This window comes from Enterobacter sp. MALB-1 (genome assembly GCF_041021625.1).
Lineage (GTDB): Bacteria > Pseudomonadota > Gammaproteobacteria > Enterobacterales > Enterobacteriaceae > Enterobacter > Enterobacter oligotrophicus.
The window spans coordinates 3,801,576-3,823,999 of sequence record NZ_JBDPJL010000001.1 but is presented as its reverse complement, the minus strand read 5'-3'; the positions used below and the strand labels follow the sequence as shown (position 1 = coordinate 3,823,999).

25 protein-coding genes and 3 tRNA genes are annotated in these 22,424 nt (G+C 52.6%); 11 read left to right on the top strand and 17 right to left on the bottom strand.

Annotated features, from left to right (window positions below; translation table 11 throughout):
- Positions 1-82 precede the first annotated feature (82 nt).
- On the top strand, positions 83-1,747 hold the full coding sequence (tsr, locus tag ABGB15_RS18325) for a methyl-accepting chemotaxis protein (protein ID WP_313326641.1): 1,665 nt from the start codon (positions 83-85) through the stop codon (positions 1,745-1,747).
- A gap of 76 nt (positions 1,748-1,823) precedes the next feature.
- Here tsr and ABGB15_RS18320 read toward each other — a convergent pair whose 3' ends face one another.
- The 10 genes from ABGB15_RS18320 to ABGB15_RS18275 all read right to left on the bottom strand — a co-directional run bounded on the left by ABGB15_RS18320 (position 1,824) and on the right by ABGB15_RS18275 (position 9,812).
- Positions 1,824-2,327, bottom strand: a complete 504-nt coding sequence (locus ABGB15_RS18320; RefSeq protein ID WP_215723051.1) for a GNAT family N-acetyltransferase — start codon at positions 2,325-2,327, stop codon at positions 1,824-1,826.
- 9 nt (positions 2,328-2,336) lie between these two features.
- Complete coding sequence (opgB, locus tag ABGB15_RS18315) at positions 2,337-4,628, bottom strand: phosphatidylglycerol--membrane-oligosaccharide glycerophosphotransferase (RefSeq protein WP_215723052.1); 2,292 nt, start codon at positions 4,626-4,628, stop codon at positions 2,337-2,339.
- A gap of 270 nt (positions 4,629-4,898) precedes the next feature.
- On the bottom strand, positions 4,899-5,381 hold the full coding sequence (locus ABGB15_RS18310; RefSeq protein WP_152083338.1) for a DUF2501 domain-containing protein: 483 nt from the start codon (positions 5,379-5,381) through the stop codon (positions 4,899-4,901).
- Between the two features lie 83 nt (positions 5,382-5,464).
- The gene (dnaC, locus tag ABGB15_RS18305) at positions 5,465-6,202 is read right to left on the bottom strand and encodes a DNA replication protein DnaC (RefSeq protein ID WP_032643964.1); all 738 of its coding nucleotides are present in this window, start codon (positions 6,200-6,202) and stop codon (positions 5,465-5,467) included.
- Positions 6,199-6,744: a primosomal protein DnaT gene (gene dnaT, locus ABGB15_RS18300; RefSeq protein WP_215723053.1), complete on the bottom strand. Its 546-nt coding sequence runs from the start codon at positions 6,742-6,744 to the stop codon at positions 6,199-6,201. The genes dnaC and dnaT overlap by 4 nt, the downstream gene beginning before the upstream one ends.
- Before the next feature lie 112 nt (positions 6,745-6,856).
- A complete protein-coding gene (locus tag ABGB15_RS18295) occupies positions 6,857-7,285 on the bottom strand; it encodes an organic hydroperoxide resistance protein (protein ID WP_063148258.1) in 429 nt (142 codons plus the stop codon).
- Positions 7,286-7,369: 84 nt separating this feature from the next.
- Positions 7,370-7,822, bottom strand: coding sequence for a MarR family winged helix-turn-helix transcriptional regulator (locus ABGB15_RS18290; protein WP_215723054.1), 453 nt, complete (start codon positions 7,820-7,822; stop codon positions 7,370-7,372).
- A 41-nt stretch (positions 7,823-7,863) separates the two neighbouring features.
- Positions 7,864-8,505, bottom strand: coding sequence for a TetR family transcriptional regulator (locus ABGB15_RS18285; protein ID WP_152083341.1), 642 nt, complete (start codon positions 8,503-8,505; stop codon positions 7,864-7,866).
- 66 nt (positions 8,506-8,571) lie between these two features.
- Positions 8,572-9,045 (bottom strand): threonine/serine exporter, encoded by a 474-nt coding sequence (locus tag ABGB15_RS18280; protein ID WP_215723055.1) that lies wholly within the window; start codon positions 9,043-9,045, stop codon positions 8,572-8,574.
- A complete protein-coding gene (locus tag ABGB15_RS18275; RefSeq protein WP_152083343.1) occupies positions 9,036-9,812 on the bottom strand; it encodes a threonine/serine exporter ThrE family protein in 777 nt (258 codons plus the stop codon). Before ABGB15_RS18275 ends, ABGB15_RS18280 begins: the two co-directional genes overlap by 10 nt.
- A 409-nt stretch (positions 9,813-10,221) precedes the next feature.
- Between ABGB15_RS18275 and ABGB15_RS18270 the strand changes: the two genes are divergently transcribed.
- Entirely contained in the window at positions 10,222-10,959 is a 738-nt protein-coding gene (locus ABGB15_RS18270; protein WP_152083344.1) for a LuxR C-terminal-related transcriptional regulator, read from the top strand.
- The gene (gene bglJ / locus ABGB15_RS18265; RefSeq protein WP_152084464.1) at positions 10,956-11,591 is read left to right on the top strand and encodes a DNA-binding transcriptional activator BglJ; all 636 of its coding nucleotides are present in this window, start codon (positions 10,956-10,958) and stop codon (positions 11,589-11,591) included. Before ABGB15_RS18270 ends, bglJ begins: the two co-directional genes overlap by 4 nt.
- A gap of 38 nt (positions 11,592-11,629) precedes the next feature.
- Here the strand turns inward: bglJ and ABGB15_RS18260 are convergent, their stop codons facing one another.
- Positions 11,630-12,088 carry a YbaK/EbsC family protein gene (locus ABGB15_RS18260; RefSeq protein WP_152083345.1) on the bottom strand — a complete coding sequence of 153 codons (459 nt, stop codon included), beginning with the start codon at positions 12,086-12,088 and terminating at the stop codon, positions 11,630-11,632.
- 328 nt (positions 12,089-12,416) lie between these two features.
- Between ABGB15_RS18260 and ABGB15_RS18255 the strand changes: the two genes are divergently transcribed.
- The gene (locus ABGB15_RS18255; RefSeq protein WP_152083346.1) at positions 12,417-13,763 is read left to right on the top strand and encodes a PTS sugar transporter subunit IIC; all 1,347 of its coding nucleotides are present in this window, start codon (positions 12,417-12,419) and stop codon (positions 13,761-13,763) included.
- An 80-nt stretch (positions 13,764-13,843) separates the two neighbouring features.
- Here ABGB15_RS18255 and fhuF read toward each other — a convergent pair whose 3' ends face one another.
- Positions 13,844-14,632 (bottom strand): siderophore-iron reductase FhuF, encoded by a 789-nt coding sequence (gene fhuF, locus ABGB15_RS18250; RefSeq protein ID WP_215723056.1) that lies wholly within the window; start codon positions 14,630-14,632, stop codon positions 13,844-13,846.
- Between the two features lie 89 nt (positions 14,633-14,721).
- Positions 14,722-15,786, bottom strand: coding sequence for a GGDEF domain-containing protein (locus ABGB15_RS18245; RefSeq protein ID WP_152083348.1), 1,065 nt, complete (start codon positions 15,784-15,786; stop codon positions 14,722-14,724).
- A gap of 256 nt (positions 15,787-16,042) precedes the next feature.
- Here ABGB15_RS18245 and ABGB15_RS18240 point away from each other — a divergent pair, with 256 nt between their 5' ends.
- Positions 16,043-16,273: a DUF1435 domain-containing protein gene (locus ABGB15_RS18240; protein ID WP_152083349.1), complete on the top strand. Its 231-nt coding sequence runs from the start codon at positions 16,043-16,045 to the stop codon at positions 16,271-16,273.
- Positions 16,274-16,315: 42 nt separating this feature from the next.
- On the opposite strand, the gene ABGB15_RS18235 is transcribed toward ABGB15_RS18240, so the two are convergent.
- The 4 genes from ABGB15_RS18235 to rsmC form a co-directional block, all read right to left on the bottom strand.
- Positions 16,316-16,402: transfer RNA gene (locus ABGB15_RS18235), tRNA-Leu, on the bottom strand.
- A 32-nt stretch (positions 16,403-16,434) separates the two neighbouring features.
- Positions 16,435-16,521 (bottom strand) — tRNA-Leu (locus tag ABGB15_RS18230).
- A gap of 28 nt (positions 16,522-16,549) precedes the next feature.
- A tRNA-Leu gene (locus tag ABGB15_RS18225) sits at positions 16,550-16,636 on the bottom strand.
- A gap of 118 nt (positions 16,637-16,754) precedes the next feature.
- Positions 16,755-17,786, bottom strand: coding sequence for a 16S rRNA (guanine(1207)-N(2))-methyltransferase RsmC (gene rsmC / locus ABGB15_RS18220; RefSeq protein WP_152083350.1), 1,032 nt, complete (start codon positions 17,784-17,786; stop codon positions 16,755-16,757).
- Positions 17,787-17,888: 102 nt separating this feature from the next.
- Between rsmC and ABGB15_RS18215 the strand changes: the two genes are divergently transcribed.
- The 6 genes from ABGB15_RS18215 to ABGB15_RS18190 all read left to right on the top strand — a co-directional run bounded on the left by ABGB15_RS18215 (position 17,889) and on the right by ABGB15_RS18190 (position 22,301).
- Complete coding sequence (locus tag ABGB15_RS18215) at positions 17,889-18,302, top strand: DNA polymerase III subunit psi (RefSeq protein ID WP_152083351.1); 414 nt, start codon at positions 17,889-17,891, stop codon at positions 18,300-18,302.
- Complete coding sequence (rimI, locus tag ABGB15_RS18210) at positions 18,271-18,714, top strand: ribosomal protein S18-alanine N-acetyltransferase (protein ID WP_152083352.1); 444 nt, start codon at positions 18,271-18,273, stop codon at positions 18,712-18,714. The genes ABGB15_RS18215 and rimI overlap by 32 nt, the downstream gene beginning before the upstream one ends.
- A 19-nt stretch (positions 18,715-18,733) precedes the next feature.
- On the top strand, positions 18,734-19,411 hold the full coding sequence (yjjG, locus tag ABGB15_RS18205; protein WP_152083353.1) for a pyrimidine 5'-nucleotidase: 678 nt from the start codon (positions 18,734-18,736) through the stop codon (positions 19,409-19,411).
- A 92-nt stretch (positions 19,412-19,503) separates the two neighbouring features.
- Positions 19,504-21,093 (top strand): peptide chain release factor 3, encoded by a 1,590-nt coding sequence (gene prfC / locus ABGB15_RS18200; protein WP_152083354.1) that lies wholly within the window; start codon positions 19,504-19,506, stop codon positions 21,091-21,093.
- Between the two features lie 304 nt (positions 21,094-21,397).
- Complete coding sequence (gene osmY, locus ABGB15_RS18195) at positions 21,398-22,015, top strand: molecular chaperone OsmY (protein WP_152083355.1); 618 nt, start codon at positions 21,398-21,400, stop codon at positions 22,013-22,015.
- A gap of 124 nt (positions 22,016-22,139) precedes the next feature.
- A complete protein-coding gene (locus tag ABGB15_RS18190) occupies positions 22,140-22,301 on the top strand; it encodes a DUF1328 domain-containing protein (RefSeq protein ID WP_003856556.1) in 162 nt (53 codons plus the stop codon).
- Positions 22,302-22,424 lie beyond the last annotated feature (123 nt).

Below are 22,424 nucleotides of genomic sequence, written 5' to 3'. Positions count from 1 at the left end.
TCACTATTAATAGTACGTTTTTCGTAAAGTTTTCCTTTCCCAGGCCGAAAATCCTGTTATCTGTCTGATGGAAAGAGAAAACATGTTAAACCGTATCAAGATTGTCACCAGTTTATTGCTGGTCTTAGCTATTTTTGGCCTTTTACAACTCACTTCCGGTGGTCTTTTCTTCAATGCTCTCAAGCATGACAAAGAGAACTTCACCGTCCTGCAAACCATTCGCCAGCAACAATCCACCCTGAACGGTAGCTGGGTGGCGCTGCTGCAAACCCGTAATACCCTGAACCGCGCAGGCATCCGCTACATGATGGATCAGAACAATATCGGCAGCGGCGCGACCGTTTCTGATTTGATGCAGATTGCGTCTGCCTCTCTGAAACAGGCGGAAAAAAACTGGGCTGACTACGAGGCTCTGCCACGTGACCCGCGTCAGAGCGAGGCCGCCGCGATGGAGATCAAGCGTAACTACGATATCTATCACGGTGCGCTGGCTGAACTGATCCAGCTGTTGGGTGCAGGCAAAATTAACGACTTCTTCGACCAGCCGACCCAGAGCTACCAGGATGGCTTTGAGAAGCAGTACGTGAACTACCTGCAGCAGAACGACAAGCTGTACGAAACGGCGGTGAAAGACAGCAATAGCTCCTACAGCCAGGCTATCTGGGTGCTGATTAGCGTGCTGGTGGCTGTACTGGTGGTGATCGTTGCCGTCTGGCTGGGCATTAAGCAGGCGCTGATTTCTCCGATGAACCGTCTGATCGACAGTATCCGCCATATCGCCAGCGGCGATCTGGTGAAGCGTATCGATGTGGAAGGCTCTAACGAAATGGGTATGCTGGCCGACTCGCTGCGCCACATGCAGGGCGAGCTGGTGCGTACCGTTGGCGACGTGCGTAACGGCGCAAACGCTATCTACAGCGGTGCGAGCGAGATCTCAATGGGCAATAACGATCTCTCGTCACGTACTGAACAGCAGGCCGCTTCCCTGGAAGAGACCGCGGCCAGCATGGAACAACTGACTGCCACCGTGAAACAGAACGCCGAGAACGCCCGTCAGGCGAGTAACCTGGCGCTGAGCGCGTCTGAAACCGCGCAGAAAGGCGGTAAAGTGGTGGATAACGTGGTGCAAACCATGCGTGATATCGCGGGCAGTTCCCAGAAAATCGCAGATATTATTAGCGTGATCGACGGCATTGCCTTCCAGACCAACATTCTTGCTCTTAACGCCGCGGTTGAAGCCGCTCGTGCGGGTGAGCAGGGACGTGGTTTTGCGGTGGTTGCCGGTGAGGTGCGTAACCTGGCGCAGCGTAGCGCCCAGGCGGCCCGTGAAATTAAGAGCCTGATTGAAGATTCTGTCGGGCGGGTTGAGCTTGGCTCTACGCTGGTTGAAAGCGCTGGTGAGACGATGGGCGAAATCGTTAATGCGGTTACCCGCGTGACCGACATCATGGGCGAAATTGCCTCTGCCTCTGACGAGCAGAGCCGCGGTATTGATCAGGTCGGCCTGGCGGTGGCTGAGATGGATCGCGTGACTCAGCAGAACGCCTCGCTGGTGGAAGAGTCTGCTGCTGCGGCGGCAGCGCTGGAAGAGCAGGCGAGCCGTCTGACGCAGGCGGTCGCAGTGTTCCGCATTCAGCAGGAGCAGATGAAAGCGCGTGAGCTTGCCTCCGCGAAAACCGTTGTTGCTCCGGTAATGGCGCGTAAAACTGCGACGGCCGATGCGGGTGATAACTGGGAAACGTTCTAACACTGTGCGTTGCGCCGGGTGACGGCTTTGTCTGACCCGGCGCGTGCGGTTTTTGTAGGCCCGGTAAGCGGCGATATTACAGAGGCAGGCGCATGGCGCAGCGGGATTCATACGCTAAACCGTGCGCCGTTTCTTCCTCTCGTTTCTGGTGCAGTTCAGGCGTTAGCACCGCGATCATTTCAAAACCCAGCCGCGCATAAAAGGGCGCATTCCACGGCACGTCGCGAAATGTCGTCAACGTCAGCGAAGTTAGCCCCAACGTGCGGGCCGTGTCTGCGACACACGAGATGAGCTGCCGGCCTGCCCCCTTTCCCTGCCAGTCCAGATGTACCGAGAGTTCCACAATAAACAGCGATGAGGGATGCACCTCTGCAAGAATAAAACCAACCGGTTTTTCCTCCGCCAGTGCCAGCCAGCTCATTCCCTTTTCAGCGTAGCGCCGGTGTTCCCCGACGGAGATGACGGGGCTGTCAGCAAGCCACTCCAGGGCTGGCCATTCACGAAAGCGCTGACCAGCAGCGCGTTCAATGGCGGGCAGAGCGGCGATGTCTTTATCGGTTGTCAGACGAAAGTTCAGCATAGCGAACCGTTAGCCTGCGCGACTTACTATTTTGATTTCCACCATTCCGATGCCCAGCTTGCGCGGGGAGTGGCCGAGGATGTTGCCTTCATTCGTGGATTGCGGATCGGGCGGCACAATCACCACGGTATTGCTGCGCGACGGGTTATCGAAATGCAGCGTGGTAGTAGTGATGTCGTTGCCGAGCGTCAGCATCTGTTCGGTATCGCCAACCCGTACCGGCACAGGGCGGTTAGCATTCGGGCCAAACGCTTTGGCGGTGATCACCAGATCGAATTTTTCCGGCAGCGGATGGGTGTATTCAATTTTCACCTCATCACCCAGTTGCGCGTTGGACCAGCGTCCCCAGGATTCAGGGCGGGAGATACCGCTGAACTGTTTAACCTCTTCCGGGGCTCCGGCTACGTTAAAGATAAAGCTGTCCGCCTTGTAACGAATGTCGTTGTCGACGATTTTCAGCATATCGACGTTACGCTGATAGCGCACCGTATCGATAACCGTATCGTTAAACGCCGTTTTGCCCTTCCAGTGTGGTTTATCAACATGCTGAACAGTTTGCTGCCCGCCAAGTTGCCCCTGAGAGACACACCAGTCGGTAGAAAGCGACAGCGGCTGAGACCAGATCTGGCCCATTTTGTAGCAGCGGTCGATCCAGACGAAATTATCGCGTGGGGCGAAATCGGCCAGCTGGAATCGCAGCGGCGCGGAATATTCGCTTTCCGGCAGCGGTTCGACGCGGTTATCCGAAACGCGCAGCAGCAGCGGCAGGCGGAAATGACTGCCGGAGAAGGCAATCATATTTTTATCCTGGTCGATGGTGAATTCCTTCATCTCTTTCGGGAAGTTCCACAGGCGAATGATATCTGGCTTCCACGCGAGGATTTTCTCCTTCATGTTGAGGAAAACTTCCGACAGCGACTGCCCGGACAGCGTACTGCGGCCAAGTCCGATAAAGTTATCCCCGCCCAGAATATCCAGCACGGTTGCGCCGTTATCCATCGAATTGCGTTTTGTGGCAATCACTTCCTGCTGAGGCCGATCGCCGCGCAGCACGAAGAACAGGTTGCTGCGATCCTGTTTGTTCAGTTCATCCCACGCGGTATTTTTCATCGCCAGATGGTCAGACGAGACGACGATCACCGTGTTTTTAAAGTACGGCGAGGCTTTGATTTTCTCGATTAACGCGGCGATATGCTCCTGGCTGCAGGTGACAGCGCTGAAGGATTTGTTGTTTTTGCCATTAATATCATAGCTTTTGCGTTTACAGGTGCGTGACACAAAGCCATCAGGGTGGTGGGTGTCTACGGTCAGGGCAAAGAGGGAAAAACGCTTGCCGGAGCGGGACAGTTCTTCAAATTTTTTCCAGGTTTCATCAAGAACGGTATCGTCGTAGAAACCCCAGTCGTTGCGATAGGACGGGTCTGCCACCGTGGTTTTTAACTCTTCCGAGCCGTAAAGATGCTCAAAACCGTGCGATTTCAGGAACACGTCTTTCCCGGCGAAACGCAGGTTAGCGCCCTGCATAAAGTAGTTTTCGTAGCCGGAATTTTTCAGGATATCGCCAAGGCAGATATTCTGCGGGAAGAAGCTCGACATAGACGCCGATGCGTTGCCTTCAAACGGGGCGAACAGCGGGATACCGCACTGGGATGCAACCATCCCAGCGATGGTGTAATCGGTGCCGGGGAGCTGCATGGTGTGGCTGAAGTCGATGCCTTCGTTTTTTAACGCGCCAAGTTCCGGGGTCAGATTCGGGAAGGCATCGTTATCAAAATAGGTCCGTTCCAGGCTTTCGCCGTAGATGTAGACCAGATTGAGCTTCGGGTTGTCGATCTTCTTCGAAGGCTCTTTATAGTACGCAACGAAATCCGGGTCGCCATCGCGCGACTGAGATTTCACCAGTTCGGTGATCTGGTGGAACGCCGGGCTGGCATCCACCGAGGCCAGCGCAAGGAAAAGCGCCAACAGACTGTAGCCCATATGGTGTGGATGGTGGCGGCGACGGCGCAGTATCCAGGCCAGTGCGCCAAAGATGGCCACCAGTGCAACGACCACACCCAAACCAGGAAGTATGTACTTACTAACTCCCGCGCCGGTCAGGCTGTTGGTAAGGGTATAGAGTACGGCATCGTTAATACCGTCACCGGTAAAGTAATCGCTGGCGTATAAGGTAATGTTCAAAATAACAAAAATGCCGAGCACCGCCAGGGTAGCAATAAACCACCAGGTGTTACGGCCAGCTTTCCAGGCGTAGATGCCGACGGAAGCCAGAAAAAGGATAAGGGACATTAACTCTGACAACTGCATATCCTCATGATGCCAGTTACTTCGCTGGCTAAGTGATTATTTTTTGGGTAATACAATGTAATTGCGATGACGTTTAGCTGCAATTTTAGTGTCACGAAAATGTGCTGTTGTTAGGATTTGGTTTATAAAAAAGTTTTTTTGACGCTGGTCGCATCCTGACATGCGGATGCTGAGACGGTGGCAGGGTGGTAAAAGGCTGCTTTCACGCCGCGTTGAAAGAGTAACGTAATAAACGCGGCGTGTTGTGGCAGAAAATGAGGTGGATCAGGAGAGGAAATTAACGCCTTGTTTCAGAACCAGATCGCAGGCTTTGGTTTTCACCTGCTTCGCCAGGGAAGAGTTTCCGAGGGTGCTCAGGTTGAGCTGCTGGCCATTTTGCGCGTTCAGTAAGCCCTGAATGCCGTCCATATAGTTGGTATCGGCTTTCTGCTCCTGCGTATCCAGACCGAGTTTGCCCAGTACCTGATTTTTGATGTTTTGGGTATCGGTGACAGAAGCCAGTTTCTGCTTCGCGCAATACTCCAGAATACCCGCCGCGTTATTCATTGTACCTGCGCTCAGGCTTTGGGAGCTATTACCCAGCAGACTGGTGAGGGAAGAGGCTGACAGCCCGCCCTGAGAACTGCCGCTCTCTTTGGTTAGCTCGTTGGCCGCGCTGGACAGGGATTCCTGCCAGGACGCCGCCTGCACTGCGCCGGTCACCAGCAGTGCGCCTAAAAACGTGCTGAGAAGAAACTGTTTTTTCATCATGGTTTACTCAAAAGGGGCCGTTTGGGTCGGAAGTGGCACCAGTATATACTGCCGGACCCTCTCCCTTTCCTGGAAATATCCTAATACTCTTTACCGGTGACGCGGCTGCGATAGCTTTCCCAGTCAAAGATGACGTAAAGGCTGTTACCGAGCTTCATGCGGTCCATGACACGCTCACCCAGCAGGCGGGTCATCTCGTCGATGTTATGGTTCGTCAGCATGCCGGTCGGGCGTTTCGATGACGAGCGGCGGTCGACAATCTGATTGATGATCACTTTTTCATAGCGGGATTCGGTCTGGACGCCAATTTCGTCAATAACCAGCAGATCCACGTTGCTCAGGTCGTTCAGGAGCTGCTCTTCGCTGGTTTCGCGGTTGCTGAAGGTGTCTTTCATGGCGGACATAATATCGGCCACGGTGATGATCAAGACGGATTTCCCGCGCAGCAGCAGTTCGTTGCAGATGGCTGCCGCGAGGTGGTTTTTCCCGGTGCCAGGTTTGCCGCTAAAGATAAAGCTGGCAATGTTGCCGTCAAACTCATCCACATACTGACGGGCCGCGGCAAGGGCGTTCATTTGTCCGGTGGTTTCAATTTTGTAATTATCGAAAGAGCAGTTCTGGTGCAGCGGGCGGATGCCTGAGCGGTTAAAGGTGCGCTGCATTTTCATCGCGCGGTTTTCGCGGGCGAGGGCCGCTGCGCGAATTTCTCCCTGCTCTTTTTGCCATGCCAGCAGCTCCTCACCCGTGGTGAAAGCGGGCTTCACGTTGGCAGGCATCATCTTTTGTAGACGTTTCATCAGGTCGCCGACGTTTTTCATTTTGCACCTCGGAATCCATTTGGGATCTGTTTATCCGGTTCTGAAAAAGCGTTGATATCGCGTTTTGGCTGGCCATTGTTGCTGGCCCGGTTGATTTGAATGCTGCGTGCGAGCTTTTGCTGCCACTGAACATGGTGGAACACTTTTCCCTCCGCTTGCCAGTAAGCGATGAAAGCGGCCAGCTCTTCCGGTGTGACGGGCTGTGAGAGCGCGATACCCCACAGCGCAGCCTGTCGCTGGAAATCCGCATCCGGTTGCCAGCCAGCGTACATGGGGAATTTCCCCATCGGCACCGCCACGGGGGCGTTATCCGGTTCCTCAAAGAACTGGTTGTCCAGGGTGACATCGCTCGCCGGACGAGACAGTCGCGCTTCGATATCCAAAAGCTGCGCCAGACGTTCCGGCGTTATCGCATAAAACGCCGGGGCGTTGTCGGCAAATACCGCAAGCGTACCGCCGTCGGCATGAGTTAACACACCGCGAGGGTCGCGCATAAAGGCATCAATGCCAGCAATGCTGGTGGTCAGGATTCTGGAGGACATAACACTTTCTCTGCTGATGACGACGGGCGTGATATGGGCTTATGGTAGCACAGAGAGAAAGAGGGAAGGAGGGGGCAACCCTCTCCCGGTCGGAAGAGGGTTGCGGCCTGCATTACGCGATGATATTCAGCGTCACATCAATGTTACCGCGAGTGGCATTGGAGTACGGGCAAACAATGTGTGCGGCATCCACCAGTTTTTTGGCTTCTGCTGCGTCCATACCTTCTACGTGAATGTTCAGTTTCGCCTCAATACCAAAGCCGGTTGGCAGTGGGCCGATACCCACTTCACCTTCAATAAAGGCGTCTTTCGGCAGGGCGAATTTATCGCGTGCGGCAACGAACTTCATCGCGCCCAGGAAGCAGGCTGAATAACCAGCAGCGAACAGCTGTTCCGGGTTGGTGACGTCACCGCCCATGCCGCCCATCTCTTTTGGCACACCCAGTTTGACATCCAGGACGCCGTCGGAAGAGGTAGCGCGGCCATCGCGGCCTCCGGTGGCTTTGGCTTTGGCAGTGTAGACAACTTTTTCTAAAGACATGGCAGGTTCCTCATCTTACATTTATGTGTGCTATTAAATAGCGTGCGATATATAAGGTTAAATAAATACGCGTAAAGTATAGCCTTACGCGCGCTGGAGCTGTTGTCGTAAAAGTTCGAGCTGCTGCTTGAGCACCAGCATCGTGTCAGTATCACACTGCGCCGCGCATCCTACGGCCTGTGGGATACCAACGGCCTGCTGCTGCAGGCTGCGACCCGCATCACTCAGGGTGACAGCAACCTGACGCTCATCCTGACGGGAGCGCTGGCGGAGAATCAACCCTGCGCTTTCCAGACGTTTCAGCAGTGGCGTCAGCGTGGCTGAATCAAGGAACAACCGTTCGCCAATGTCCGACACCGTTATGTCATCCTGCTCCCACAACACCAGCATCACAAGGTATTGCGGGTAAGTCAGGTTCAGCGGTGCCAGCAGTTGCCGGTACAGCTTGTTCAGCGCCAGGTTTGCCGAATAGAGAGCAAAGCAGAGCTGGTTATCCAGCAGCAGCGCGGCGGTGGTATCGTTCGTTTTTGCGTTCATGAAGAAAATATAGATAGTGCGCGATATAATTGCAAGCGATTTTAAGGACAGGTGTAACGAAGCGCCACCTGAACCGCCATTTTTCGGTAGTGTTGACGCTGGGCCTGCTCGTCTGCGCCATCTTCAAACAGCAGGGTAAAGGTGTAGCTGTTGGCGACGTAATGGAAGCTAAAGCTGCTGATAAGACGGTGAAGATCGCGCGCGTCTACCGTCTGGTTGAAGAGTTGCTTTTCCTTTCCGCGACGCAAAATTTCCTCCAGCAATTCCAGAGCGCTGCGGTTAACCTGGCGCAAATAGCTGGACTGCTGCATAAAGCGGCCGCGCTGCATGTTCTCCATGCAGATGATGCGGATGTAGTCCGGGTGGTCGGCGTGATAATCAAACGTGGCTTCAACCAGATGTACCAGCGCTTCGACCGGCGGCATCCCGGCAAGACTGAGCGCTTTCTCACTGGCGCGGATTTGGGTATAGACATACTCCAGCGCCAGAAGGTAAAGGTTTTCTTTGTTTTTGAAGTGATACACCACCATCCGTTTGGTGGTGCCTGCTTTCTCGGCGATTTGCTCCATGCGCGCACCGTTCAGCCCGTATTCAGCAAACAGCGCGATGGCGCTCTGAAAAATTTTGTCCTTCAGGCTGGATTCTTCATTATGGTCGACGCGTTCGCTGCCAGGGTTAGCCACTGCTTTTCCTTATCATCACCAGACGGAATAAAGGATTATCACCATGGCAGCGTGAGAACACAAATGTCAAACGCGCGGGCGCTTGCGATACAGCCATAAACCGGGGATCGACAGGCCGATGGAGAGCGCGCCGACAATGGACGATGCCTTGAGGAAATTGCTCAGCAGCAGGATCATTTGCGGTTCGCTGTAGCCGAAGTGGCTGATTTTTACCGCCGAAATCATCGCCGTATAAGCTGAAATGCCCGGAAACATGGGGATCACCGCCGCGACGGTAAAGACCTTGGGATGCGCCAGATACCAGCGCGACCACTGAATGCCGATGCTGCCGACCAGCATGGAGGCCATAAACGTCGACCATTCGATATTAAAGCCCGCCGTCATCATAGCCATGCGTGAGCCGTGACCAATAGCACCCAGCAGTGCACACCACGGCAGCGCACGCTGCGGCACATTGAATACCATCGCAAAACCCACGGCTGGAATAGCAGCCAGCGCCATGTCCTGCGCCAGTGCGAGCAGAAAATCAATTACGCCCATCCGGGTAACCCCCACAACGTCATCGCCATTACCACGCCGATACAGGTTGCCAGCGTCAGCAGGCTGGCGATCGCCCAGCGTGCCAGGCCGGTATTAATGTGCCCTTTAAACATATCAGCAACGGCATTGATTAACGGAAAACCAGGCACCAGTAGCAATACGCTGGCGGCCATCGCGATGGTTGGCGTACTGGCGAACTGGGGCAGACGCAGCAGCAGGCCGGAGACCGTTGTCGCTACAAAGGCGGTGATACAGAAGTTAATTTGTGGATGCAGTTGCCTGTGGGTCAGCAACTGGCGGACATACATGGCAATGCTACTGGCGAAAAAGGTGATAACCGCGCCGTCCCATCCGCCTTGATTGAGTTTACAAAAACAGGCGCATGACAGCCCCACCATCAGCACAACCAGCCAGCGTGGGTAACGTAACGGTTTGATTTGGTTGAAGCGTTTATCTATCTCTTTAAGGTCGAGAAGTTTGTGTTCCGCCATAATGACAATATGCTGCACCTCCGTCACGACATGCATATTAATGCCGCGGTCGTGGTTCTTGCGGGTGGATGTCAGGCATTGCCCGTCTTTAATGGTGGTCAGCACAATGGCGTTTGACGAGATGGAGCTTTCCACACTGTCCATCCCGAGCGCCAGCCCGAGCCGTGTCGAAAGTTCCTCGACCAGGGCGCTTTCCGCCCCGTGCTGGAGTAGAAAAAGCCCGCACTGGATACATAGCCGCGTAGTAGCACGTTGCGTTGACTGATCTGCCTGCATGTAATGCCCTGAAGAAAAGAGAGACTGCCTGCCCGTTGGCCCGTAATGCTTACTTTTAGCACAAAGTGCCATGGCCTTTGCTCTGGTCAGATCAAGATTTGTGCAAACAGTTGCAGAGACTTATGGCGCAAAGGGAGGCTTACTTTATTTATATTATGAATGGTTGTTGTGAATATATATAAAAGTCGTATTAAGTTTTTCTAATTTATATTGTTATTATTTTCATGGTGTACCAATTAAAATTAATTGTTATTTGTGAGATATTAGTCCTGATTTGGGCGATTCTTAATTGACTAAGTATATCTCACATTATGCTTGTATTAACCCGTTTTGCACTCAGGGATGGAAACAGGTTTAACCTTGAAGCGTTTGAACGTTATTCGGTAATTGAAAAGGACATGGAGGGTCTATGACGCCATCGAATGGTAAACATGGAATTGTAATTAGCAGAGTACCCGTTATGCAAAGCGGGTTGGGTGGCGTAATGGCGCGTCATTTTCCCGAGTATGATTTGACGTACTGCCGTTCTTTACAGGAATTAACGCTGCTACAGCTGCGCCGCGCAGAGGTCATTATCGCCGATATTTCAGGTGATTATCGGAACCCACGTGGCACGCTTGAGCAGTATTACGGATTGCTGAATCAGTACCGCGATATCCACTGGATATTTTTAGTGTCCCGCCCGCTTTACCCACTCGCCGTAGAGTTGCTCATGCGTCCTGAAACGACGCTGCTGTCAGATCTCGAGCCTATTGAAGGCGTGATAAGCGCTATTCGTGCTGGCAGTGAACGCGCTGAACGGATAAGTCAGACCTTATTAATGCCCGAAACAACCGACCCTGATGATGAGAATGAGCAGTTTGTTGCCCTGACTCACTCCGAGCGCAAGGTGTTACGTCTGCTGGGTAAAGGCTGGGGCATTAACCAAATTGCGACCCTGCTCAAGAAGAGCAACAAAACGATTAGCGCCCAGAAAAACAGTGCGATGCGTCGGTTATCCCTGCGCAGTAATGCCGATATGTACGCGTGGATTAGCAGTACACAAGGAATGCGAGAGCTGAGTTTAATGTCGGCCTATGGAGAGTTCGAGGAATGGAAAAGACCACTGCAACAAGACATATCGCCGTCATCGAAAATTGCACAATGAGTGCTGTCGGGCTGGAGCATCTCTTCGCCATGTCTCCGCTCGATCATTACACATTGCATCTTTTTAACAAATTTGACAGCTTTAAAGCTGCGCTTTCTCATACGCCTTTTTTCTCGGTGATTTATTCGTTGTCCGATGAGCGTGAGGAGCGTCGTAACTGTCTGGCCTGTTTACGGGATCTGGCTTTTACCCATGCTGATATTCAGCGAATTGTGTTGGCATCTGATGAGATGGAAGCACGGCTAATCAGTCACCTTTCGCCTTCACGCCTTCACGGTATTATTAGTAAGTCGGTTCCGCTTGATCATCTGCTGGAAGGCGTGGTCGCGTTGCTAAGTGAGACACAACGGATCAACGATAACATGCTGAGCCACTGGTATGTCAGCCAGAACCGGATGCTGAGCCCAACTGAGCGGGCGATTTTGCGATATATGTCTTTCGGCTATTCCATACCGGAAATTGCAGCACAGCTGGAACGTAATATTAAAACCATTCGGGCTCACAAGTTCAATGCAATGGTAAAGCTGGGAGTCAATTCAGATGTGGGATTACTGGATGCTGCGGATATTATCAGGCATCTTCCCGCCAGAGACGCGCGTAGCGCGGTATTAAGTACCCCCGTATTTTTATAGCTTTCCTTTCGAGCGCCAGATGCGTTCTGGCGCTCAGATCAAATACAGACATCCACCCATTTCGCTGAAGTCAGTTCCGCCATTCTGTCAGGTGAGATTCGCACAGCACTGTGAATAGCACCCGCTGCGGGCAGCACTTCAGGATACTGTTTCAATGAAACATCACAGTAAACTGAAAGCGGGTTTTCCAGCCCGAAAGGGCAAACGCCACCGACGGGATGACCGGTTACGGTTACCACTTCATCGCTGCTGAGCATGCGCGCTTTCGCGCCAAATGCCTCTTTCAGCTTTTTGTTATCCAGCCGCGCATCTCCTTTTGCAACCACCAGAATCACCTCATTTTTAACCTTCAGGGATAAGGTTTTGGCGATCTGACCCGGTTCAACATTGTGTGCGGCAGCGGCCAGGGCAACGGTCGCGGTGCTTTGACTTAGCTCAATTACTTCTATATCCGGCGCGTTGTCGGCAAAAAACTGCTGTACAGACTGCAAACTCATTGTTTCCTCCTGACAAATATCCTGCGTAATCTGTCATAAGAATTTATGCTCTGTAAATATCTCTTAAGTAACAAATACCCCACAGGCCCGATTTCTGGATCGCCTTCACATTCACAGAAACCGGTTACAGTAACCGGTTGCAGAGCGTGATGCAGAGATTAATACTGAGTACGTAACGTCCCCTGTATCCAATAATAAGAGCAAATTATGAAATCATTCCGTCTGAGCAGTACCGCTGGTACACGAGCCAGCAAGGTTGTGAAGCTGATTTATGGAACAACGTATGGCGTGAATGCGCCCGTAACGAACGTCTGACAGGAGATCTGCTATGTCTGCCAACCATGCTGCGTTTAATTTGATATTCCGTTTCGTTGAGAACTATGTCAGCCCCGTTGCCGGGCGGATCTCTTCCCAGCGTCATGTTATGGCGATCCGTGACGGCTTTATTTCCGCAATGCCGTTTATGATCGTCGGCTCATTTTTGTTAGTGTTCGCTTACCCACCTTTTTCGCCTGATACCACCTGGGGCTTCGCGCGTGCCTGGCTGGATATGGCGAAGCAGTTTGAAGGTCAGATCCTGACGCCGTTTGATATGACGATGGGCATCATGTCCATCTATATCTGTGCGGCAATCGCCTATAACCTGGGCAAACACTACGTTAAGTCGCATCAGTTGGACCCGTTCATGTGCGCGATGCTGTCGCTGATGGCGTTTCTGCTGGTCGCGGCACCGAAAACCAAAGGCACATTACCAGTCGATAGCCTTGGCGGAACCGGTATTTTTACTGCCATTCTGGTGGCAGTGTATTGCGTTGAAATGATGCGTTTCCTGAAGGCGCACAATATCGGCATTCGCCTGCCGGATCAGGTGCCGCCGATGATTAAAAACTCCTTTGATCTGCTGATCCCGGTGCTGGTCGTGGTGTTGACGCTTTATCCGCTGAGTCTGCTGATTCAGTCTCAGTTCGGTATGCTGATCCCTCAGGCCATTATGTCTATTTTCAAACCGTTGGTTTCCGCGGCGGATTCCCTTCCTGCGATCCTGCTGGCGGTTCTGATTGGTCACCTGCTGTGGTTCGCCGGTATCCACGGGGCCGCGATTGTCTCCGGGATGCTGCAGATGTTCTGGTTGACCAATCTGGGGGCAAACCAGACCGCGCTTGCGGCCAGCCTGCCGCTGCCACATATCTTTATGGAAGCCTTCTGGACGTTCTTTATTGTTATCGGCGGTTCAGGAGCCACGATGGGACTGGTTATCTGCTACTTGCGAAGCCGCTCTGCCCACCTGCGTTCAATTGGCCGTTTAAGCGTGGTGCCGAGCTTCTTTAACATCAACGAACCTGTAATTTTCGGTACGCCGATTGTGATGAACCCGGTGTTCTTTATTCCCTTCCTGCTGGCACCAATGGTTAACGCCGTGCTGGCATGGGCGGCGATGAAGTTCGATCTGATTGGTCGCGTGATTTCTGTTGTGCCGTGGACGGCCCCGGCACCGGTAGGGGCCGCATGGGCACTGGGTTGGGATTTCCGTGCAGCCATCCTGGTGATTGTTCTGGCATGCGTATCGGCAATTATCTACTTCCCGTTCTTTAAAGTGTACGAGAAACAGTTGCTGGAGCAGGAAGCGGAAGAAGCACAACGTAATGCCGAAGAGGAAAATCAGCAGATAGCCTGAGTCATGTGCGCCAGGTGGCGGCTTCGCGTCGAGGGATTTGTCGGCCCGGTAAGCGAAGCGCCACCGGGCAATTCATGATTCTACTTCAGCGTGCAATCCCCACACTGCTGAACGTCCGGCAGGCGATAGCGCTGGCAGCAAGTACGACGGACCAGAAGACCGTCACGCGGGACTACCGTCCGGAACAGCGGGTTATCGCGACCATCAGAAAGTTGCTTTGCGAAAAAACAGGACTGGCGCAGTGCATCGACTTTCTCGTCACCCAGCAGCGGTTTCATCTCTGTTAAATACCAGTGGATTAAATACCCGGTATTACTCCAGATGAGTTTACCGTTTATCTCACCCGTTTGTTCCAGCGCCTCAATAACCGGAATCAGTGCCCGTGTCACCAGCATTTCCATTCGTTCCTGAGCAGATAATTGACGCGCGTTCTGGTCTTCATGAACATCTATCCAGAAGCAGGCCGCGCGGCCCGTCTCGTGGAATTCCACATGGAAATGATCCGGTGAGAGATCCAGCACGCGGTCCTGGGTCAACAACGCCAGCATGACAGGAGGAACCATCAACCCGATGTACCACTGCGCCCACAGGGACAACAGCGGCTTATTCTCTCGTGCCAGCCCTGGTTGATTGCGGTAGATATGATCGGAATAGGTGGCCAGCAATGACTGCCGTTCCACAGGACGCTGCCACTGTGCCAGCGTCAATGCGTGATGCGGGTGGGTTTCATCGAGCTTGATAAAATCCAGCAGATGGGAGCGGGTTTCGGCAATTTTTTCCCGGATGGCGTCCGCAAGCGTCACACTCCCCGCGGAGAGACTGGCTCGCCAGAGAATCGGTTCAACGGCTTGTGCGGTACGAGTGGCCATAGGATAAGAATCTAAATGATAATGATTGCCAATCCTAACTATTGGTCATACCGATCGCAAGCCTTTTGTCCCGGAAAGGCGAAGCACAGTCAGGCCACGGGCAACTCTTCACTCAGGAGGATGTTATTTCGTCCCATATGTTTTGCTTCATAAAGTGCCTTATCTGCCTTTTCCAGCGCGCCCTCGATGTCTTCATTCTCGAATATGGCAATGCCAATACTGATGGTCACGTTCGTGGCAACGCTTTCGTTAAACATATGCGGGATTTTCAGATCGTACACTTTTTGCCTGATGTGCTCTGCCGTCTGGCGGGCGTGTTCGAGCGGAATGTTGGACAGCAGAACCATAAACTCTTCACCGCCAAAACGAGCCACAATATCGCGTGAACGCACGGCATCACGGATGGCCGCCGAGACACGGATCAGCGCCTGGTCGCCCATCATATGGCCGTAGTGGTCGTTGTATGCCTTAAAGTGGTCAATATCCAGCAGCAATACAAAATGTTCTCCGTTATCGGCTGTTGGAAGGTTCTCCAGTCGATTCTGCAGGCCGCGACGATTATAGAGACCGGTGAGCGGGTCCATCATGCTCAAATCGGTAAGCGTTTCCCGTTCTTCCAGCAGGCGGGAGAGCAGCTCCTGGGCGAAACGATCGTTGCGTCGCTGCAAAACGTGATGAATACCAATAGCGACCATTGGCAGAGCGAATGAATACGCCATCCTGAGCCAGCTATCAGGAGTGCTCAGCCACAGGCAGACCGTAAAAGTGGGCAGTGAATGTAATGTAAAGCCTTTGATGTTACTGACAAAGGCCAGCGATCCTATAAACAGCACAGTTAATAGTGCCATTATTAAATAGGTCGACTGATCGTGCCTGATTAACTCAAATTTAGAGACGATTTGCCAGGCCCATAAAAGACCGAAGATCGCTGAAACAACGGGAATATTTATTTTGCGGTTTCTTTTTTTCCAGTGCCAGATGAGCAGGCCGATGCTGATCGCGAAAATGGCAAACAGGGGAAGAGATAACACGCGCACTGAATAGAGCGGGTTCGTTACCGAGAACAGCGCAGAGGTCGCATTCAGCAATAAAAACAAACGTAACGATAATTGATATTTCTTATTGACTAAAGACCGCCAGGATTGTGATGTCATATTAGTGCGTTTTTAATATTATTAATTAAAACAAATAAATAGGTGTTGGTGTGAAATAGCGAATGCAAGAAATTGAATAATAATTATCAGAAAAATTTTATAGGTTGCTAACCGGTGTGCAATTTATCACCTTACACATTTCCTGTCATTATGGGAAAGGTAAATGTCAGGCAGAAAATCTGCGCCTTTCATGCTGACAAATGATAATCCTTATCATATGATATTGGTTATCATTATCGCTGCGAGAGGGTGAACCATGTTGAGCAGAGCGCTGGGAAGTGGTTGGGGAGTGTTACTGCCTGGGGCAATCATTGGCGGTTTAATGTTTGCCGATCTCTCCATCGACGTCTGGAAAGCGATGATAGTGTCAGGTTTACTGGTGACGTCGGGAATGATCTGGCATAAGCAATTGCGGCACTTTGTGTTGTTACCATCATGCGTCGCGCTGGTCAGTGGAATCCTGGTAATACTGATGAGTTTGAAATAACTGGGAAAAATCAGAGGTACATCAGAAGGGATGTAAGATAATTGGTGCGAGGGGGGGGACTTGAACCCCCACGTCCGTAAGGACACTAACACCTGAAGCTAGCGCGTCTACCAATTCCGCCACCTTCGCACAGTCATCTTACTGATTTGATATCGCCTCGTTGGTGCGAGGGGGGGGACTTGAACCCCCACGTCCGTAAGAACACTAACACCTGAAGCTAGCGCGTCTACCAATTCCGCCACCTTCGCCCAGTGCGAGCAATATCAACGTGATTTATGGTGCGAGGGGGGGGACTTGAACCCCCACGTCCGTAAGGACACTAACACCTGAAGCTAGCGCGTCTACCAATTCCGCCACCTTCGCATACCATCGACACTGTAAAAGTATCGTAACCACGGAGGCGCATTCTAGATGTTTTCAGCTTTACGTCAACAGAAAAATGCGCTCGGGGTTTTAATTGCTGCAAAAATGGCCGTTATGTTTACGCTTTCTTCGCCTGTCGGGTCATCACGGTACGGTAGACCTTAAAGCGTCCCGTCTGGGCGATGACTTCGTGGAAGCCGAAGGTTTCATCCAGCACTTTCGGGTACGGCAGGAAGGCGTTAGCCACGATACGCAGTTCACCACCGCTGTTAAGATGGCGAACGGCACCACGAATCAGCGTTTGTGCGGCCTCAAGGCTGGTCTCCATACCGTCGTGGAACGGCGGGTTAGAGATAATCATGTCGAAACGACCGGTGATGTCAGAGAAGACGTTGCTGGCAATCACGTCGCCTTCAATCCCGTTTGCGGCAAGCGTTGCGCGGCTGGCTTCTACCGCCGGGGCGCTGACATCACACAGGGTTAAACGCACTTTTGGTGAATGGCTGGCAAGCACGGTAGCAAGCACACCTGCGCCACAGCCAACGTCCAGCACTTTCCCTTTGGTGTGTGGCGTCAGAGTGGAGAGCAGCAGCTTACTGCCCGTGTCCAGCGCGTCACGGCTGAACACGCCCGGCAGCGTTTTGATGGTCAGGCCGTCAAGCTGATACTCATCCCAGAATGCCTGAGCATCAAATGTTGTCTGTTTTTCCAGACGTCCATGGTACAGACCACAGCGGCGGGCGCTGTCGACTTTGTTCAGTGGCGCGTACGCTTCCAGCATCTGCTCTGCGCTACGCACGCCGCTGCGGTTCTCACCGACCACGAAAATATCGCAACCGACGGGCAGCAGAGAAAGCAGGTTCATCAGCTGGAATTGCGCTTCCGGTTTGTTCTTCGGCCAGTAGTAGATCAGCGTGTCGCAGTCGGCGACATCGCTCGGTTCTGCCACCAGGCTAAAACGCGCGCGTTCGCCCATCTGGCGGCTCAGCACCTGCCAGTGGTGGAAATATTGGGTGTGGGCACGGCTTTCAGCACAGTCGAAACGCGCAGGCAGGTCATCCTGCATATCTCCGGCAAACAGAATACGGCTTTGTTCGAAATCATCACTGTGGCGCAGCAAGACTTCACTTGCCGGGGTAAATGCAGACATGAATTGTTCCTCAATAAACTCAGGCGGGGATTATAGTAGGTAGATGGCGCAGTTTCGACACATTTGCTATATTTGCGCGCCTGAGAGACAGGAGTTTTCGCTATGACATCCCGACGAGACTGGCAGTTGCAGCAACTGGGCATCACCCAGTGGGCCTTGCGTCGCCCGACGGCGTTGCAGGGCGAAATCGCTATCTCCATCCCTGCGCATGTTCGCCTGGTGATGGTGGCGGAAGCGCTGCCTGCCCTGAATGAAACGCTGATCGTGGATGTTCTTCGAAGCCTGAAGCTGACGCCCGAACAGGTATTACAACTGACACCAGAAAGGGTTGCGATGCTCCCGCCTGACAGCCGTTGCAACAGCTGGCGAATGGGGGCGGTCGATGACATCGCCTTTGAGGGGAGCCACCTTTGCTCGCCTGTGCTGGAAGAACTAAAAGCCAACCCAAAAGCGCGCAGCGCGCTATGGCAACAAATTTGCGAATATGAACACGATTTCTTCCCTCACGACGCCTGATCTGACAACGGCGTTTGCGATTGAGACGCGCGCCCATGCCTTTCCGTGGAGCGAAAAAACGTTTGCCAGCAATCAGGGCGAACGCTATCTGAATTACCGGCTGGATGTTGACGGCACAATGGCCGCGTTTGCCATCACGCAGGTCGTACTGGATGAGGCGACGCTGTTTAATATTGCGGTTGATCCCGCATTTCAGCGCCGTGGGTTGGGAAGGCAACTGCTGGAGCATCTGATTCGCGAACTGGAAACCCGTGACGTTTTCACCCTGTGGCTGGAAGTACGCGCATCGAACGCCGCTGCCATCGCGCTCTATGAAAGCCTGGGCTTTAACGAGGCGACAATTCGCCGTAACTACTACCCCACCGCAGAGGGACGTGAAGACGCCATCATTATGGCTCTGCCGATTGGATAACGAAAATAAGGTTGTAACGATGAAATGGGACTGGATTTTCTTTGATGCTGACGAAACGCTGTTTACGTTTGACTCGTTCGGTGGCCTACAGCGGATGTTTCTGGATTATAGTGTTACCTTCACCGCAGAAGATTTTCAGGACTATCAGGCGGTGAATAAACCGCTGTGGGTGGATTACCAGAACGGTGCCATCACCGCGTTACAGCTGCAGCACCAGCGCTTTGATGTCTGGGCGGAGCGGTTGAACGTCAGCCCTGGCTTGCTGAACGATGCGTTTCTCAACGCAATGGCGGATATTTGTGCGCCATTGCCTGGGGCCGTTTCCCTGCTGGATTCACTGAAAGGCAAGGTAAAGCTCGGGATTATCACCAACGGCTTTACCGCGCTTCAACAGATCCGTCTTGAGCGTACCGGCCTGCGCGATCATTTTGACGCGCTGGTGATTTCCGAAGAGGTGGGCGTGCCTAAACCGGACCCGCGCATTTTCGATTATGCGCTGGAACTGGCGGGTAATCCTGACCGCGAGCGTGTCCTGATGGTCGGCGACACCGCTGAATCGGATATACTCGGCGGCATGAACTCCGGCCTGTCGACCGTCTGGCTGAATGCGCACGGCCGTGAACAACCTGAAGGTATCCAGCCGACCTGGACCGTCACGTCATTGAACGAACTGGAGCAGCTCCTGTGTAAACAATGATTGCCTGCCCCCCATTGATGGGTAAAATAGCCGCATTTTCCGTATTCCATGATGCGCGGCCTGCTGCCGCGCTTATATAAGAAGATTTGATTATGACGTTGTCTCCTTATCTGCAAGAGGTGGCCAAGCGCCGCACTTTTGCTATTATCTCGCACCCCGATGCCGGTAAAACGACCATCACTGAGAAGGTGCTGCTGTTCGGACAGGCGATTCAGACTGCCGGTACGGTAAAAGGCCGGGGCTCCAGCCAGCATGCGAAATCCGACTGGATGGAGATGGAAAAACAGCGTGGTATTTCGATTACCACCTCCGTGATGCAGTTCCCGTATCACAACTGCCTGGTGAACCTGCTGGACACCCCTGGTCACGAAGACTTTTCTGAAGATACCTACCGTACGCTGACGGCGGTGGACTGCTGCCTGATGGTCATCGACGCCGCGAAAGGTGTAGAAGACCGTACCCGTAAACTGATGGAAGTCACCCGTCTGCGCGATACGCCGATCCTGACCTTCATGAACAAACTCGACCGTGACATCCGCGATCCGATGGAGCTGATGGATGAAGTGGAAAACGAGCTGAAGATCGCCTGTGCGCCAATCACCTGGCCGATCGGCTGCGGTAAGCTGTTCAAGGGTGTTTATCATCTTTATAAAGACGAAACCTATCTTTATCAGACCGGTAAAGGCCACACCATTCAGGAAGTGCGCATTGTGAAAGGTCTGGACAACCCGGATCTGGACGCTGCGGTAGGTGAAGAGCTGGCCGCACAACTGCGTGACGAGCTGGAGCTGGTCAAAGGTGCGTCTCACGAATTCGACAAAGAGCTGTTCCTGAGTGGTGAAATCACTCCGGTCTTCTTTGGTACCGCACTGGGTAACTTCGGTGTTGACCACATGCTCGACGGTCTGGTGGAGTGGGCACCGCAACCGATGCCGCGCAAAACGGATACCCGTGAAGTGGAAGCGAAGGAAGAGAAATTCACCGGCTTCGTCTTTAAAATTCAGGCCAACATGGACCCGAAACACCGCGACCGCGTGGCCTTTATGCGTGTGGTGTCCGGCAAATATGAGAAGGGCATGAAACTGCGCCAGGTGCGCATTGGTAAAGACGTGGTGATTTCCGACGCGCTGACCTTTATGGCAGGCGATCGCTCCCACGTTGAAGAAGCGTATCCGGGCGACATCATCGGTTTGCATAACCACGGCACCATCCAGATTGGCGACACCTTCACCCAGGGCGAAATGATGAAGTTCACCGGTATTCCGAACTTCGCGCCGGAACTGTTCCGTCGTATTCGTCTGCGCGATCCGCTGAAGCAGAAACAGCTGCTGAAAGGCCTGGTACAGCTTTCCGAAGAGGGCGCAGTCCAGGTGTTCCGTCCGATTGCTAACAACGACCTGATCGTGGGTGCCGTCGGTGTGCTGCAGTTCGACGTGGTCGTTGCGCGTCTGAAGAGCGAGTACAACGTGGAAGCGATTTACGAATCGGTGAACGTGGCGACGGCGCGCTGGGTTGAGTGTTCTGACGTGAAGAAATTCGAAGAGTTTAAGCGTAAGAACGAAATTCAGCTGGCGCTGGATGGCGGCGATAACCTGACCTATATCGCGCCAACGATGGTGAACCTGAACCTGACGCAGGAACGTTATCCTGACGTGCAGTTCCGCAAAACACGCGAGCACTAATTCCCTCTCAGAGCACGGCAGCCGCCGTGCTCTTCTTTTATTCCTGTCTTATTAATCCCTTGCGGAATGTTCTTAATTCATCGAATTTTTTCGCTTATCGCTCGTTTTTTACCCGATTCTGAAAGCGACACTGTGATTGTGATCTATATTTAACTCAGTGTTTAACACCGGGCGTGGATGAATTAACTGTTCAATGCATGTCATTTGGTTCTCCATTTCGTCCTGGTGTTTATTCGCAATATATAAAACTAGCAATTAGGGAAGTATGTCGCCCGAATGACGGGCAAAACACAGGAATACATCGATGAATATGACAAGACTGAAGATTTCTAAAACTCTGCTGGCTGTGACGCTGGGTAGCGTTCTGGTAAGTGGTTCTGCTTTTGCGGAAACCAGTACCATGGATAAAGCACAGTCCACTGCCAATAGCGCAGGGGAAAAAATCGATAGCTCTATGAATAAAGTCGGTAATTTCATGGATGACAGCTCTATCACAGCAAAAGTGAAAGCCGCACTGGTGGATGATGAAAACATCAAGAGCACCGATATCTCTGTCAAAACCGACAAAAAAGTGGTCACCCTGAGTGGTTTTGTTGAAAGCCAGGCTCAGGCTGAACAGGCCGTAAAAGTGGCGAAAGGCGTTGAAGGTGTAACGTCCGTGAGCGACAAACTGCACGTTCGTGACAGTAAAAATGCGTCAGTGAAAGGTTATGCCGGGGATGCGGCAACTACCAGTGAAATCAAAGCTAAACTATTAGCGGATGACATCGTACCTTCACGTAAAGTGAAAGTTGAAACGACCGATGGTGTGGTTCAGCTTTCCGGTACGGTAGATTCACAGGCACAAATTGAACGTGCCGAAACGATCGCGAAAGCGATTGATGGTGTGAAAAGCGTCAAAAATGATCTGAAAGCGAAGTAAATCATCATTCGCCCGTTTGGCTGAGGTCAGCGGGCGAAATAAGAACGACACTGGAATAACGCCGGTGAGTGACCTGAGCGCTCACGTTTAGCGGCCGACATTAACTATGGTAAAGGAGAGGCTTATGTTTCGTTGGGGCATTATATTTCTGGTTATCGCGTTAATTGCCGCCGCACTGGGCTTTGGCGGACTGGCGGGTACAGCGGCATGGGCAGCGAAAATTGTCTTCGTCGTAGGTATCATCCTGTTCCTGGTCAGCCTGTTTACGGGTCGACGCCGTCCTTAGCAAAACGCTATCTGAGAATACCAACCAAAGCCAGTCCTTGTGACTGGCTTTTTCTCGTTTGAGTCCCAGGGCCGATGTGCGTTACTGTGTCTTAACAGAACAACTAAAAACAGGAAAGCAGAG